Genomic DNA, 15375 nt, shown 5'->3' with positions numbered 1-15375 from the left:
GCTCATAGCGGTCCTCGCGGTGGCCGTGGCCTGGCAGACCCGATGGGGCGTCATAACAGACACCAGTTGGATAATTACCATGTGCGAGCGAATGCTCGCCGGAGATCGGCTGTATGTCGATCTGATCGAAACCAACCCGCCGTTCACGCCATGGATGTTCATGCCGGCCGTAGCGCTTGCGCATCAGCTGGGCGTGCCACCGGAAATCTCGGTTCACGTCTACAGCTATGCGATCTGCCTGGCAGGGTTAGGTCTTGCCGCGCTGATCGCCAGGCGGGCCGGATTTGCCGAGAACCGCGCGCTGTTTCCGATGTTGCCTCTGTTCCTGGCCCTGCTGGTGATTTTCCCGGGCAATGCTTTCACCCAGCGCGAGCAATTGGGGATAGCGCTATTTTTGCCGTTGCTGGTGCTGACGGCGTGGCGCGCGGCGCCGATCGAAGGACGCGTACCAAGTCTTTGGACGGCGGTTCTTGCCGGGCTTGGCGGCAGCGTACTGGTTCTGGTGAAGCCCTATTACGCGGTGGTCGTGCTTGTTCCAGCGCTTTATGCGGCCTGGAATCGCCGGTCGATCCGGACGCTTCTCGCCATGGAATACTGGGTGATCGGCCTGGTTTGCGCCGCCTATGTCGTTGCCGTGCAGCATTTCTATCCGGAATTCCTGAGCGTCATCTATCCGATGCTGGCCGACACCTATATGCGGATAGAGAACATGCGGGCGCTGCTGACGACCTATGTGCCGGTCTATGTGATCGCGCTCGTGATGCTGCGCTTCCTTCGGCCGGGATTGCCGTTGTCGCCGCTGGTCATGGTGTTCACGCTCGCTTCGCTGGCCGCGACCGTGCCGCTGATCTACCAGGCCAAGGGCTGGTCCTATCATGCTTTTCCGGCGTTCAGCCTGATTCTGGCGGCGCTCCTCTTGAGGACGTCACAAGTCGACCCGACGACATACAAGTCGCCAGGCCCGCCGGTGGAACTGGGGCACAAGGTGCTGCTGGCCGCCATCACCATAGCCGCCGCCATCCCATTCATGGGAACGCTGAAACCAGATGCCGAGCTTGTCGCCAAGATCAAGTCCGCGGTTCGGCAGCCGACCATCGCGCTTGTCGGTTCCGATATTGCGGCGGGCCATCCGCTGGCACGCATGCTTGGCGGGCGATGGGCCTCGAGCTATTGCAGCGACTGGCTTGGCGGATATGCGCTCTATTTTTCGGTGATCGAGGCCCGGAACGGCAACAAGGCCGCCGCGGATCATTACCGACAGGTCGCGGATCGTTACATCGACGATAAGCTCGCCGAACTCCAAACCAAGCGGCCTACCGTGATAGTCGTTCAGAAAGCCGACAAGGACTGGACCGCGGAGCTTTCGCGGCGGCAGGATTACGTCAACTTCATGCGAAACTACCAGCCGATTGCCGAAGACGATGAGGTGCAGGTGCTGCTGCGCAGCGCTGGAATCGGCCAGGCGGAGTGAACCGCAGCGTAGCCTTGAACCCTACGCCAGGGACGGCTCCCCGGAGAGTTCGGTCTTGCGGCCTGTCGTCCATATCGAAAGCAGCATCCACGCGGCGAGGAACAGTGGAATCAGGACGCCGATGCAATATCCACGATGCGCGAACACATGCACGAGGAAAGGCCAGAGCCAGCAAATCGCCAGGATCAGCCGAGGTGGCCTTGACGTCATTGTGGCGAGCATCGCTACCGCCACGGCCACACCGATCGTGTCGTAGGTGTAGCCGTAGGGCGTGGCGAGGATTGCAAGGACAGCGGTAAGCGCCACGCGTTCCTGATGCGAAACCAGGCGCCCCGGCCTCCAGAGCCAGACCGCCGCGGCAATGGAGGCAACGGCCGCGACCGCTTGCACGCCATAGGCAGCGGTCAGGCCAAGGCCGATTGCCCTTGCCGTGAAAAACACCGTGATCGCATGGTAGTGATAGGGCTGCGGATAAGGCGCCTCCATGATCGACGTCATCAAGGGACGGGTCTCGGTCAGGAACAGCCGCCAGACGTCGAAGCCAAAGAACAGGCCGGTGGCGACGGCGATCAGGGCGGCGGTCCCGATGGCCGCGAGAATGGCTCGCCAATTGCCGCTGGCGAGCAGGCAGAAAGGCACGAGAATGCCGAGATGCGGCTTTATCGTCAGCAGGCCGAACAGAACCCCGGCCAACAGCGGGCGCTTTGGCACCACAGCGAGGCCTCCAATCAACAGGGCAGTCGTCAGCGCGCCGTTCTGGCCGAATACCGAGTTCCAGATAACGGCCGGACTCAAGACAATCGCCAGTTCCAGGGCCGCTCCGAGCTTCAGCGGCCGGATAGCCAGCCACAGGCACAGAACGGTTCCAATCGTCCAGACCAGGTAGGCAGGCAGGATCGGCAGGGTCGCAAGCGGAACGCCGAGCAGAAGGATGTTCGGCGGATAGCTCCATTCCTGATTGGGAAGGTCGGGCGAGAACATGTCGCGCAGCGCCGCGCGGTAGGCGTCCACGTCGAAGAGGGTAGCAACATGGCCGTCGATGGCCATGCGGGAACCAGCCCAGAGATTGGTGAAGTCCCAATACGGAAGCCTGTGCGAAAGTTCGGAAAAACCTTTGCTGTTCAGGTTCCACAACATGCTCAGGTAGATCTCGGCCATCCACAGAGCGATGATCGATACGACCGTGACGATGGCCACGTCCAAGAGGCTTCGGGTCTTGATCCAATTCGGTTCCATAACGACCTCGGTTTCGAACCAAGGTTGTAGCTGGGCTGTCCTTAAAATCGCGTTGCCGCGGGCATTGTCAGCCGGGCTCCGTCACCCGCCGCAGCGTCAGGTTGATGCGGCCGCCATTCTTCAAGAGGGCCGACGTCGCGGGGTAGATGCGGTCGACGCCATGGAAGGCGAGGCGCCCCTCGCCGCCGAGAACGACGACGTCTCCGCTCTTCAGCCTGAACGATTTCGTGCCGCCCTCGCGCCTGTCCTGGCCGACCCGGAACAGGCAGTCGTCGCCCAGCGAGACCGACACCACGGGCGCGGCGAAATCCTTCTCGTCGCGGTCCTGGTGCAGGCCCATTTTGGCATCCGCCGCATAGAAGTTGACCAGGCAGGCCTCGGGCGGATGCGGGTAGGCCGAGACTTCGCGCCATATTTTCAGCAGCGCCTCGGGGATCGGCGGCCAGGGCTCGCCGGTCACCGGATGCGTCGGCTGGTAGCGATAGCCGCGCTCCTTGTCGGTCACCCAGCCAAGCGCGCCGCAATTGGTCATGCGCACGCTCATCTCCTTGCCGGTGCGCGGCATGGCCGGCACGTAGAGGGGCGCCGCCTGCACGACGCGCCGGATCTCCTCGACCAGCGCCTCCTGGGCGGGGCGGGCGATGTAGCCCGGCATATGGCGGACGCCTTTGGGCAGAACGAGCATGGGTCGATCCGGTTTATCCGCGCTACAGCATGATGCCGAAAGTATGAAGCGGTTTTCGGACGACATCATGCTCTATCTCTTTGCTTTAGAGCCGGATGATTTCTGGTCGCTTCGACCTCAAATCGTCCGGCTCTAAAGCGTGTCGCGCTGAAACGGATTCAGGCGACACGCTTTAGGTCTTTGTTTTTATGCATGTCGTTGTCCCAGAACCGCTGCACACTTCTGGGCGACATGCATTAGCATGCCACCGGCAAACGGAAACGGCGACCCGAAAGCCGCCGTTCCTGTTCTTGCAAGCCGGTCGCCGGTTCAGGCGAGGTCGGGTATGCGCAGCACCTGGCCGGGATAGATCTTGTCGGGATGCGTCAGCATCGGCTTGTTGGCCTCGAAGATGATGTTGTTCTTCGCGCCCTTACCCTTGCCGTACTGTTTTTCGGCGATCTTCCAGAGGTTATCGCCCTTCTGGACCGTATAGAGCGTCGGTTCCTTGGCCGGCGCCGCCGCCTTGCCGGCTTCGGGCGCGACTTTCAGCTCGTCCGCCTGCACCTTGGAGACGCCGAGCGTGTTGCCGACGGCAATCACCGCTTTCTCGAAGACCGACTGATCCTTGACGGTGCCCTTCAGCACCGCGGTATCGCCCTGAACGGCAACCTCGACGCCGTCCGTGCCCAGTCTGTGCGAATCGAGCTCCTTCTTCAACGTGTCCGCGTTTGGCGATGCCTCGTCGTCGCCGCCAAGCCCGAGCTTCTTGCCGACGCCTTTGACGAAATCGAAAATACCCATTGCTGGTCTCCTCGCTGTTGCAGCAACCCGAGCTTGCCATCTGCAACCCTGAATTGGAAGCAACCGATTCAACCGTGCCAGAGCGGTTCACCGTTTCAGGGAAACGGCGAACCACTCTATCTCTTTGTTTTGACGCAATTCCGGACGGAAAACCGCTCTCACTTTTCCTGGAATTGCTCTAATCGTTCTCGACCCGACCGCGCAGCTTCTTCACCGTCGACCGGCCTGCCTTGCTCTTGAGGCGGCGCTCCACGGCGCCTTTGGACGGCCTGGTCTTCTTGCGCGGCGGCGGCGGCGGCTCGGCCGCCTTGGCGATCAACGCGGTCAGGCGCGCCCGCGCGTCGGCGCGGTTCTGCTCCTGGGTGCGGAAGCGGCCGGCCTCGATGACGATGACGCCGTCCTTGGTGGCGCGCTGGCCGGCAAACTTGATGGCGCGCTCGCGCACGCGCTCGGACAGGCCCGATGCGTTCGCCGCGTCGAAGCGCAGTTGCACGGCGGTTGCCACCTTGTTGACGTTCTGGCCGCCCGGGCCGGACGAGCGGATGAAATCCTCGTGCAGGTCGCCCGGGTGGATAACGGCTTCGCCGGTTATGATGATGTCGTCGTCGCTCGCCATGCATGCACTCATGACGCGATGGCCACAAAAAGAAAAGGCCCGGTGTGAACCGGGCCCTGGGGGCAGACGCTAGAGCGGTTCACCGTTTCACGGAAACGGCGAACCGCTCTATCTCTTTGTTTAGACGCAATTCCGGACGGAAAACCGATGACACTTTTCCTGGAATTGCTCTAGAGGCAGCGATTATTCGGCCGCTTCCTGCAGCCGCGGCGCGGCGCCGAGGATGGTCGCGTCGACATGGCGTTCGAACTTCTCGAAATTGACGGCGAACATGCCGACCAGCTTTGCGGCCTGGCGGTCGTAACCGGCCTTGTCCGCCCAGGTCGAGCGCGGGTCGAGAATGGCGTCGTCGACGCCCGGAACCGCGACCGGCACCTCGAAGCCGAAATTGGCGTCGGTGCGGAACTCGGCCGATTTCAGCGAACCGTCGAGCGCGGCGCCCAGCAGGGCCCGCGTCACCTTGATCGGCATGCGGCGGCCGGTGCCGTAGGCGCCGCCGGTCCAGCCGGTGTTGACCAGCCAGCAATCGACACCATGGCTGGCGATCAGCTCGCGCAGCAGATTGCCGTATTCGGACGGGTGGCGCGGCATGAACGGGGCGCCGAAGCAGGTCGAGAACGTCGCCTCCGGTTCGGTGACGCCCTTTTCCGTGCCGGCAACCTTGGCGGTATAGCCCGACAGGAAGTGGTACATCGCCTGCGCCGGCGTCAGCCTGGCGATCGGCGGCATCACGCCGAAAGCGTCGGCGGTCAGCATGATGATGTTCTTCGGATGGCCGGCGCGGCCGGTCTTCGAGGCGTTGGGGATGAAGTCCAGCGGGTAGGCGCAGCGCGTGTTTTCGGTGAGGCTGCCGTCGTTGAAATCCGGCGCGCGGCCGGCATCGAGCACGACATTCTCCAGCACCGTGCCGAAGCGCTGCGTGGTGGCGAAGATTTCCGGCTCGGCCTCGGCCGAAAGCCTGATCGTCTTGGCGTAGCAGCCGCCCTCGAAGTTGAAGATGCCGTGCGGACCCCAGCCGTGCTCGTCGTCGCCGATCAGCGTACGCGACGGATCCGCGGAAAGCGTCGTCTTGCCGGTGCCGGACAGGCCGAAGAAGACGGCGGTGTCGCCGTCCGGTCCCTCATTGGCCGAACAATGCATCGGCATCACGCCCTTTGCCGGCAGCAGATAGTTCAGCATGGTGAACACCGACTTCTTCATTTCGCCGGCATAGGAGGTGCCGCCGATCAGCACGATCTTGCGGGTGAGATCGACCGCGATCACCGTTTCGGTGCGGGTGCCGTGGCGTGCCGGATCGGCGCGGAAGGAGGGCAGGTCGATGATCGTCATCTGCGGCGTGAAGCGCTCGAGCTCCGCGGCTTCGGGGCGGATCAAAAGATTGCGGATGAACAGCGAATGCCAGGCGAATTCGGTGACGACCCGGGTTGGCAGCCTCAGCTCGGCATCGGCGCCGCCGACGAGGTCCTGCACGTAGAGGTCCCTGCCGGTCGCATGGGCCTTGAAATCGGCGAACAGCGCTTCGAACTGCGCCGGCGAGACCTCCTTGTTGTTGTCCCACCAGACATGCGGGCCGGTCGCCTCGTCGCGCACGACGAACTTGTCCTTCGGCGAACGCCCGGTGTGCTGGCCGGTTTCGGCGACCAGCGCGCCCCGTGCGGTCAGTCTCGCCTCGCCGCGCCGGATCGCTTCCTCATAGAGTTCGGCCGCGCCGAAATTGTAGCGCACCATGCCCGTGGTTTTCAGGCCGATCGCGTCGATAGCGCAGTCGGGGTTGCGTTTGCCGGCTTCCGACATCAAATTTCCTCTCTGGATTTGGCCGCGTCTGACGGGTGATTTCCCGGATCGCGCGCCGGGGCTGCCAGGTTCAGAACCAGAAAAGCCGAATGATATCAAATCATTAATCGATTTAAAAAATTTGAAAGTTGTTTAAATCGTTTATATGTGCAAAAAGTCATAGAGGTTGCCCAAAGGATTGGCAGGGTTGCTTCGTCCAATCCCAATATGGGTGCGATGGTGTGTAGCGGCAGGCTGCCCGTGACTTCGGACAAGGCCCGTGCCACATTTTGTACCCAATTTGTCCTGCAAAAGCCCCTTCTCGACGACAGAAGGGAACGCTCATGAGGGAGCCAGTTGAAATGGCAACAATCGCGCTTGTCGACGACGACCGCAATATTTTGACTTCGGTGTCGATCGCGCTCGAGTCCGAGGGCTATCGGGTCGAAACCTACACCGACGGTGCGTCGGCGCTGGAAGGCCTGGCGGCGCGGCCGCCGAACCTCGCCATCCTCGACATCAAGATGCCGCGCATGGACGGCATGGAGCTGTTGCGCCGCATGCGCCAGAAGTCGGACCTGCCGGTCATCTTCCTGACGTCGAAGGACGACGAGATCGACGAATTGTTCGGCCTCAAGATGGGCGCCGACGACTTCATCCGCAAACCGTTCTCGCAGCGGCTCCTGGTCGAGCGCGTGCGCGCGGTGCTGCGCCGGACCAGCGCCCGCGAGGCGGCAGCCAAGGCGCCCAGCCAGCAGGCGCGCTCGCTCGAACGCGGCCAGCTGGTGATGGACCAGGAGCGGCATACCTGCACCTGGAAGGGCGAGCCAGTGACGCTGACGGTGACCGAGTTCCTCATCCTGCATTCGCTGGCGCAGCGCCCCGGTGTGGTAAAAAGCCGTGATGCGCTGATGGATTCGGCTTATGATGAACAGGTCTATGTCGACGACCGCACCATCGACAGCCACATCAAGCGGCTGCGCAAGAAGTTCAAGGCCGTCGACGACGACTTCGAGATGATCGAAACCCTTTACGGAGTCGGATACCGGTTCCGCGAGGCATGAATAGGCAGTAGGGAGTAGTCGGTAGTCAGTTTTGAATGGTGCGAGCGGCCAGTCATGCATAGCCGTGGTCAGCCAACCATTTCTCTATTCCCTACTGCCTACTCACTACTCACCAACTAAGCAGGGCCTGCTATTCGATGGCAGTGGAAGTAGAGCGAGGCAGACGGGCCGGCGCGGCAAGGCGTCAGCCGCGGATCGTGCCCGCATTCCTGTCGAAGATCACCGTGCCGATGCGCCGGTTTCTCGGCCATCACATCTTCTCCAGCCTGACGCGGCGCATCCTGTTCCTCAACCTGGCCGGCCTCGCCGTGCTGGTCACCGGCATCCTCTACCTCAACACCTTCCGCGACGGCCTGATCGACGCCCGCGTCGAAAGCCTGATGACGCAAGGCGAGATCATCGCCGGAGCCATCGCGGCCTCGGCGACGGTGGAGACCGATTCGATCAGCATCGATCCGGAAAAGCTGCTCGAGCTGCAGGCCGGCGAAAGCCTTGGGCCGGGGTCGGACCAGCTCGACAATCTCGACTTCCCGATCAACCCCGAGCGCGTCGCGCCGGTGCTGCGACGACTGATCTCGCCGACGCGCACGCGCGCGCGCATCTATGACCGCGACGCCAACCTCCTGCTCGATTCCAGGCATCTCTATTCGCGCGGCCAGATCCTGCGCTACGACCTGCCGCCCGTCGACGACGAACAGCCCGGCGCCGTGGAGCGGGTCGAGAAGTTCATCTTCGACTTCTTCCGCAACAAGGACCTGCCCATCTATCACGAGCAGCCCGGCGGCAATGGCGCGGCCTTCCCCGAGGTGGTCAAGGCGCTGACCGGCGGCCCATCGACCATCGTGCGGGTGAGCGAGCAGGGCGAGCAGATCGTCTCCGTCGCGGTGCCGATCCAGCGCTTCCGCGCCGTGCTCGGCGTGCTGATGCTATCCACCGAAGGCGGCGACATCGACAAGATCGTCGCGGCCGAGCGCAAGGCGATCCTGCGCGTGTTCGGGGTGGCGGCGCTCGTCACCGCGATCCTGTCGATGCTTCTTGCGTCCACCATCGCCAATCCGCTGCGGCGGCTGTCCGCCGCCGCCGTCCGGGTGCGGCGCGGCGTCAAGAGCCGCGAGGAAATCCCCGATTTTTCCGACCGCCAGGACGAGATCGGCAATTTGTCCATTGCCGTGCGCGACATGACCAACGCGCTTTATGCGCGCATCGAGGCGATCGAAAGCTTTGCCGCAGACGTTTCGCACGAATTGAAGAACCCGCTGACTTCGCTGCGCAGCGCGGTCGAGACGCTGCCCCTGGCGAAGAACGAGAACTCGCGCGGCCGGCTGATGGAAATCATCCAGCACGATGTGAGGCGGCTCGACCGGCTGATCACCGACATCTCCGACGCCTCGCGGCTCGATGCCGAGCTCGCGCGCGATGATGCGGCAACCGTCGATCTGAAGAAGTTCACCACCGATCTCATCGCGGTCTCGCGCGAGACCACACGCAACAAGAAGGCCGTCGAGATCGAGCTCAAGGTCGCCAAGCTGCCGGCCGGCGCCAAGGGCTATTTCGTCGTCGGCCATGATCTCAGGATCGGCCAGGTCATCACCAACCTGATCGAGAACGCGCGCTCCTTCGTGCCCGACGAGCATGGCCACATCACCATTTCGCTGACGCGCGCCGGCAAGTTCAACATCATCACCGTCGACGACAACGGCCCAGGTATCCGAGCGGAGAAGATCGATCGCATCTTCGAGCGCTTCTACACCGACCGGCCCGCCGGCGAGGCGTTCGGCCAGAACTCCGGCCTCGGGCTGTCGATCAGCCGCCAGATCGTCGAGGCGCATGGCGGCACGCTGACGGCCGAGAACATCCCAGGCACCAAGCCCGGCGAGATCAAGGGGGCGCGCTTCGTGGTGACGCTGCCCGCGGAAGGCTGATCGCCTAACCGACATGCCAGACGCAGCCGTCAAGCACCGGAACATCCATGGGACGGCCATCCTGATCGGCGAGCGCGGCGTGCTGATCGCCGGGCCGTCGGGCGCCGGCAAGACGACGCTGGCGTTGGCGCTCCTCGATCATTGCCTCGCTCGCGGGGTGTTTTCCCGGCTGGTCGGCGACGACCAGTTGCTTGCGGCCGCGCATGGCGGCCGGTTGGTGTGCCGCGCGCCGGCAAGCATCGCCGGCCTTGCCGAGGTGCACGGCATCGGACCGCGACCGCTTGCCTTCGAACCGGCCGCCGTGATCGACCTTGTGGTTCGGCTTGTCGAACCGGCCGAAATGGCGCGGCTGCAGGACGAAGCCACAGAGACGATCGACGGATGCCGGCTGCCCCGCATCGACGTCGGCCGGCAAAACGTCACGGCCGCGCTGCCGATGCTGACGGCGCGGCTGTCGATCCAGCCATTTTCATGATCCGGCCTAAGCGCGCCGCGATCTTCAGATTCGCTCGATGCGCTTTAAGTTTTGATTCTGCGCATGTCTCTGTCCCGAAACCCGCTCCCACTTTCGGGAGACATGCTTTGGTTTTTTTGTTGCGATGCGTCAAAATGGCCCGGGTTGCCGCAATTTTGGGCTTGTCAACCGGCCGTGCGTCGACAAGATAGCGCTCCCGCCGCCTGGAATGGCTGGCGAACATAAGATACGCCTATGAAGCGGCGATGACGGGAGCCACCAGAGAATGATCGGACTCGTGCTCGTGACGCACGGTCAACTCGCCACCGAGTTCCGGCATGCCGTAGAGCATGTCGTCGGGCCGCAAGACAATTTCGAAACCGTAGCGATCGGCGCCGACGACGACATGGAGCAGCGCCGGGCCGACATCGTCGACGCGGTCGCGCGCGTCGACACCGGAGCCGGCGTCATCGTGCTCACCGACATGTTCGGCGGCACGCCCTCCAACCTCGCCATCTCGGTGATGGAATCCGGCCGCACCGAGGTCATCGCCGGCATGAACCTGCCGATGCTGATCAAGCTCTCCTCGATCCGCAAGGGCGACAACATGGCCGCCGCGCTCGACGAAGCGCAGGCGGCGGGCCGCAAATACATCAACGTCGCCAGCCAGCTCCTGAGCAGCAAATGAACGCATCGGCGCCGGAGAAAGCTGAGGTGGTGCGGGAGTTCCCGATCATCAATCAGCGCGGCCTGCATGCGCGCGCTTCGGCCAAGTTCGTCCAGATCGCCTCCGGCTTCGACGCCACCATCCATGTCGAGAAGGACGGCGTGAGGGTCGGCGGCACCTCGATCATGGGCCTGATGATGCTGGCGGCGAGCCCGGGCTATTCGATCCGCGTCATCGCCAGCGGTCCGGAAGCCGTGCCGGCCATGGACGCGCTGGAGCAGCTGGTCGCCTCCCGTTTCGGCGAGGAAATCTGATCGCGGGTTTCTTTGCTGGATGCATGTCGTTGTCCCAAAACCGCTTCGCACTTTTGGGCGACATGCATTGCTCCCAAGACATGCGCGCATAAAGATTTCTTTATATCCCATTGTCGTGTGACGGCCGATCTGCTAGTCAGGCCGGCAATTCGCGCCCTCATTGCGCCCTCCCGGCGCCGGCGCGCCTTTGAGATAAATCACACCGGAGCACTGCCATGACGGGTAGCAAGGACTATGTGGTCGCCGACATCTCACTTGCCGACTGGGGCCGCAAGGAGATCGAGATCGCCGAAACCGAAATGCCGGGCCTGATGGCCTGCCGCGAGGAGTTCGGCGCCAAGAAGCCGCTCAAGGGCGCGCGCATCACCGGCTCGCTGCATATGACCATCCAGACGGCGGTGCTGATCGAAACGCTGAAGGCGCTGGGCGCGGATGTCCGCTGGGCCTCCTGCAACATCTTCTCGACCCAGGATCACGCGGCCGCTGCGATCGCCGAGGCCGGCATTCCGGTGTTCGCCATCAAGGGCGAGTCGCTGGATGATTATTGGGACTATACCGACCGCATCTTCCAGTGGACCGACGGCGGCATCTCCAACATGATCCTGGACGATGGCGGCGACGCCACCATGTACATCCTGCTCGGCGCGCGCGCCGAGGCCGGCGAGGACGTGCTGTCCAATCCCGGCAGCGAGGAGGAGGAGATCCTTTTCGCCCAGATCAAGAAGCGCCTGAAGGCCTCGCCCGGCTTCTTCACCAAGCAGCGGGAAGCGATCCGCGGCGTCACCGAGGAGACCACCACCGGCGTCAACCGCCTCTACCAGCTGCAGAAGAAAGGCCTGCTGCCCTTCCCGGCGATCAACGTCAACGATTCCGTCACCAAGTCGAAATTCGACAACAAATATGGCTGCAAGGAATCGCTGGTCGACGGCATCCGCCGCGGCACCGACACGATGATGGCCGGCAAGGTCGCGGTGGTGTGCGGCTACGGCGACGTCGGCAAGGGCTCGTCGGCCTCGCTGCGCGGCGCCGGCGCCCGCGTCAAGGTGACCGAGGTCGACCCGATCTGCGCGCTGCAGGCGGCGATGGACGGCTTCGAGGTCGTCACGCTGGAGGACGCTGCGCCCACCGCCGACATCGTCATCACAACCACCGGCAACAAGGATGTCGTCACCCTCGACCATATGCGGTCGATGAAGGACATGGTGATCGTCGGCAATATCGGCCACTTCGACAACGAGATCCAGGTGGCGTCGCTGCGCAACCTGAAATGGACCAATGTCAAGCCGCAGGTCGACCTGATCACCTTCCCGGATGGCAAGCGGATGATCCTCCTATCCGAGGGACGCCTGCTCAACCTCGGCAACGCCACCGGGCATCCGAGCTTCGTCATGTCGGCCTCGTTCACCAACCAGGTTCTGGCGCAGATCGAGCTTTTCACCAAGCACGGCCAGTACCAGAACCAGGTCTATGTGCTGCCCAAGCACCTCGACGAGAAGGTGGCGCGGCTGCATCTCGACAAGCTCGGCGCCAAGCTCACCGAGCTATCCGGCGAACAGGCCTCCTATATCGGCGTGACGCCGCAGGGCCCGTACAAGCCTGAACACTACCGCTATTAACCAAAGCGAAATTATCTACCATATATTGAAGCCGGGTGGTTGACTTTCCGCCCGGCTTTATTTTTTACGCCAATGATTCTTCACGCCGATTCCAGCAAGCGTTATTGTTGTGATTCGCGGCCGGGGACATGTTGGGCCGGGGACGCATTCAGGGCGGTCTTGCATTCAAGCGGCGAAGAGGACCAAGACATGCCGGGGGATTACCCGCCACGCGCGGGAAAGGCCGTTTCCGGCGGCCATAAGGATTCGAACGATGCCGGCGCTGCCGTGAGCGGCGGTGCTTTTCGTGCCAGCGCGCGGCTGGGCTTGCTTCTTGCCACCTCGGCGCTTGCCGGCCCGCTGCTCGCCTTTGCCGCCCACGCCGGCACAGGCATCCCGGGAAAGGCCGCTGCGCCGGTCAGCACCGTCGAGGTCATGCAGCTCGCCATGTTCGTCGGCGTCATGGGCGCCGCGCTTGTCTCGGCCATCTTCCTGATCCGCGAGCGCGCACGCACCGCCTCGCAGAATGTCCAGCTCAGGGCTCGTATCGCGGATGTCAACGCCGCGCTGCAGCGCTCCGAAGCGCTGCTCAATCTGCGCGACCAGCGTTTGATCGTCTGGACAACGGACAACAAGAAACCCGAACTTATCGGCAGCCTGCCGCTGGAAAGCGGCGCGCCCGACGACAGGTCGGCTTTCCTTGCCTTTGGCCGCTGGCTGATGCCGCGCTCGGCGGCGGCGCTGGAGCACGCGGTTGCCGCGCTGCGCGAGCAGGCGAAGGCCTTCGATCTTGTCATCGAAACGCAGGCCGGCGTGCCGCTGGAAGTGCACGGCCGCAAGAGCGCGGCGCATGTTCTGGTGCGCTTCGTCTCGCTGTCTGAGACGCTGCGCAGCCAGGCCAGGCTGAAGATCGAGAACCAGCGGCTCAGCGCCGACTACGACACCATGGTCGGCCTGCTCGACGCCTTGAAGATGCCGGCATGGCTGCGCGGCGCGGACGGGCGATTGCAATGGGTCAACCGCGCCTATGCCGAGGCGGTGGAGGCGGAAAACGCGGCCGCGGCCGTGCGCGACGCCAAGGAATTCCTCGGCGGCCAGGCGCGCGAGCAGATCGCCGAGCAGCATAAGTCGCGCCCGGTCTTCGAACAGACGCTTTCCACCGTGATCGAGGGCGACCGCCGCATGTTCGCGGTCACCGACTTCGCCGGCGCCGACGGTTCGGCGGGGCTTGCCTGCGATACCAGCGCCGCCGAGACGATCCGGGCCGAATACGAGCGGACCGTGCGCAGCCATGCCGACACGCTCGACCAGTTGAACACCGCGGTGGCGATCTTCGACACCGACGAAAAACTGCGCTTCTTCAACCAGGCCTTCCAGAAGCTTTGGGGTCTCGACAGCGGCTTCCTGCTCAGCGCGCCTTCCAACACGCTGCTGCTCGACCGGCTGCGCAGCGAAGGCAAGATCGCCGAACAGCCGGAATGGCGGCGCTGGAAGGAAAACCTGCTCAGCGCCTATCGCGCCGTCGAATCGCAGGAGCACTGGTGGCACCTGCCTGACCGCAAGACGATCCGCGTGGTGGCGAACCCGCAGCCGAAAGGCGGCGTCACCTGGGTGTTCGAGAACCTGACCGAGAAGATGGACCTCGAAAGCCGCTACCAGACCGCGGTGCGGGTGCAGGGCGAGACGCTGGACAACCTCGCCGAAGGCGTGGTCGTGTTCGGTCCGGACGGGCGGCTGCGCCTGTCCAATCCCGCCTTCATCGCGCTGTGGGGGCTGACGGTGGAAGCGGTCAAGCCCAACGTCCATGTCACGGCGATCCGCGACCTGTGCGACCAGCGGGTCGCGAACAGCCCATGGGGCGGCTTCGTCGCCGCGGTCACCGGCTTCGACGACGAGCGCCGCGACCGCCGCGGCCAGATCGAGCTTGTCGACGGCACGGTGCTGAGCTACGCGGTGATCCACCTGCCGAACGGCCAGGTGATGATCACCTTCGTCGACGTCACCGACACCGTCAATGTCGAGCGGGCGCTGAAGGACAGGAACGAGGCGCTGGAGAAATCCGACCAGTTGAAGAACGAATTCGTGCAGCACGTGTCCTATGAGCTGCGCTCGCCGCTGACCAACATCATCGGCTTCACCGAGCTTCTGTCGCTGCCCTCGACCGGTCCGCTGACGCAGAAGCAGGCCGAATATGTCGAGCATGTCGGCTCATCGTCGTCGGTGCTGCTCACCATCGTCAACGATATCCTCGACCTGGCGACCGTCGATGCCGGCATCATGCAGCTCGACATCTCCGAAATGAACATCGACCGGACGATCGCCGCGGCCGCCGAGCTGGTCGCCGACCGGCTGGACGAGCACCGGATCAAGCTTGAGATCGTTGCGGCGGAGGCTCCGGCAAGCTTCCATGGCGACGAAATCCGCATCCGCCAGATCCTCTACAACCTGCTCAGCAACGCGGCGAACTACGCGCCGGAGGCGAGCACGATCACGCTGACCTGCCGCCGGTTGGCCGACAGCGTCGAGTTCTCGGTGCATGACGACGGCCCCGGCATGCCGCCGGACGTGCTGGAATCGGTGTTCCGCCGCTTCGAGCCGCGCACCAATGGCGGGCGGCGGCGCGGCGCCGGGCTCGGGCTCTCGATCGTCAAGAGCTTCGTCGAATTGCACGGTGGAACCGTGCGCATCGAGACCGGCCAGGACAGGGGCACCACGGTCATCTGCACCTTCCCGGACAAGCCTTCGGGTATCCCGGATACGCCGGGCATCCGCGACGCGGCCGAGTAGCGCGGCCC

13 protein-coding genes are annotated in these 15375 nt (G+C 63.7%); 8 read left to right on the top strand and 5 right to left on the bottom strand.

Going from position 1 to position 15375, the window contains the following annotated elements; translation table 11 throughout:
• The first annotated feature begins 79 nt into the window (after positions 1-79).
• Positions 80-1471 (top strand): hypothetical protein, encoded by a 1392-nt coding sequence (locus YU3_RS0114685; RefSeq protein WP_156913468.1) that lies wholly within the window; start codon positions 80-82, stop codon positions 1469-1471.
• A 21-nt stretch (positions 1472-1492) separates the two neighbouring features.
• Here the strand turns inward: YU3_RS0114685 and YU3_RS36555 are convergent, their stop codons facing one another.
• From YU3_RS36555 to YU3_RS0114655, 5 genes are all read right to left on the bottom strand, one after another.
• Positions 1493-2707, bottom strand: coding sequence for a glycosyltransferase family 87 protein (locus YU3_RS36555; RefSeq protein WP_051333946.1), 1215 nt, complete (start codon positions 2705-2707; stop codon positions 1493-1495).
• A gap of 67 nt (positions 2708-2774) precedes the next feature.
• Entirely contained in the window at positions 2775-3392 is a 618-nt protein-coding gene (locus YU3_RS0114675; RefSeq protein WP_027166964.1) for an alpha-ketoglutarate-dependent dioxygenase AlkB, read from the bottom strand.
• Between the two features lie 309 nt (positions 3393-3701).
• The gene (lysM, locus tag YU3_RS0114665) at positions 3702-4175 is read right to left on the bottom strand and encodes a peptidoglycan-binding protein LysM (RefSeq protein ID WP_027166963.1); all 474 of its coding nucleotides are present in this window, start codon (positions 4173-4175) and stop codon (positions 3702-3704) included.
• Positions 4176-4353: 178 nt separating this feature from the next.
• Positions 4354-4791: an alternative ribosome rescue aminoacyl-tRNA hydrolase ArfB gene (gene arfB, locus YU3_RS0114660; protein ID WP_027166962.1), complete on the bottom strand. Its 438-nt coding sequence runs from the start codon at positions 4789-4791 to the stop codon at positions 4354-4356.
• 183 nt (positions 4792-4974) lie between these two features.
• Positions 4975-6585: a phosphoenolpyruvate carboxykinase gene (locus tag YU3_RS0114655; RefSeq protein ID WP_027166961.1), complete on the bottom strand. Its 1611-nt coding sequence runs from the start codon at positions 6583-6585 to the stop codon at positions 4975-4977.
• A 341-nt stretch (positions 6586-6926) separates the two neighbouring features.
• Here YU3_RS0114655 and YU3_RS0114650 point away from each other — a divergent pair, with 341 nt between their 5' ends.
• The 7 genes from YU3_RS0114650 to YU3_RS0114620 all read left to right on the top strand — a co-directional run bounded on the left by YU3_RS0114650 (position 6927) and on the right by YU3_RS0114620 (position 15367).
• On the top strand, positions 6927-7628 hold the full coding sequence (locus tag YU3_RS0114650) for a response regulator transcription factor (RefSeq protein ID WP_006201274.1): 702 nt from the start codon (positions 6927-6929) through the stop codon (positions 7626-7628).
• A 137-nt stretch (positions 7629-7765) separates the two neighbouring features.
• Positions 7766-9550, top strand: coding sequence for a sensor histidine kinase (locus YU3_RS0114645; RefSeq protein ID WP_027166959.1), 1785 nt, complete (start codon positions 7766-7768; stop codon positions 9548-9550).
• 13 nt (positions 9551-9563) lie between these two features.
• Complete coding sequence (locus tag YU3_RS0114640) at positions 9564-10025, top strand: serine kinase (RefSeq protein ID WP_027166958.1); 462 nt, start codon at positions 9564-9566, stop codon at positions 10023-10025.
• Between the two features lie 265 nt (positions 10026-10290).
• Positions 10291-10692 (top strand): PTS sugar transporter subunit IIA, encoded by a 402-nt coding sequence (locus tag YU3_RS0114635; protein ID WP_027166957.1) that lies wholly within the window; start codon positions 10291-10293, stop codon positions 10690-10692.
• Positions 10689-10985 (top strand): HPr family phosphocarrier protein, encoded by a 297-nt coding sequence (locus tag YU3_RS0114630; protein ID WP_027166956.1) that lies wholly within the window; start codon positions 10689-10691, stop codon positions 10983-10985. The genes YU3_RS0114635 and YU3_RS0114630 overlap by 4 nt, the downstream gene beginning before the upstream one ends.
• A 215-nt stretch (positions 10986-11200) precedes the next feature.
• Entirely contained in the window at positions 11201-12601 is a 1401-nt protein-coding gene (ahcY, locus tag YU3_RS0114625) for an adenosylhomocysteinase (protein WP_027166955.1), read from the top strand.
• A gap of 189 nt (positions 12602-12790) precedes the next feature.
• Positions 12791-15367 (top strand): PAS domain-containing sensor histidine kinase, encoded by a 2577-nt coding sequence (locus YU3_RS0114620; RefSeq protein WP_027166954.1) that lies wholly within the window; start codon positions 12791-12793, stop codon positions 15365-15367.
• Positions 15368-15375 lie beyond the last annotated feature (8 nt).

It is taken from the genome of Mesorhizobium sp. WSM3224, assembly GCF_000427725.1.
Taxonomy (GTDB): Bacteria; Pseudomonadota; Alphaproteobacteria; order Rhizobiales; family Rhizobiaceae; genus Mesorhizobium.
The sequence above is the reverse complement of the archived record's forward strand: the minus strand, read 5'-3'. Positions and strand labels throughout refer to the sequence as shown.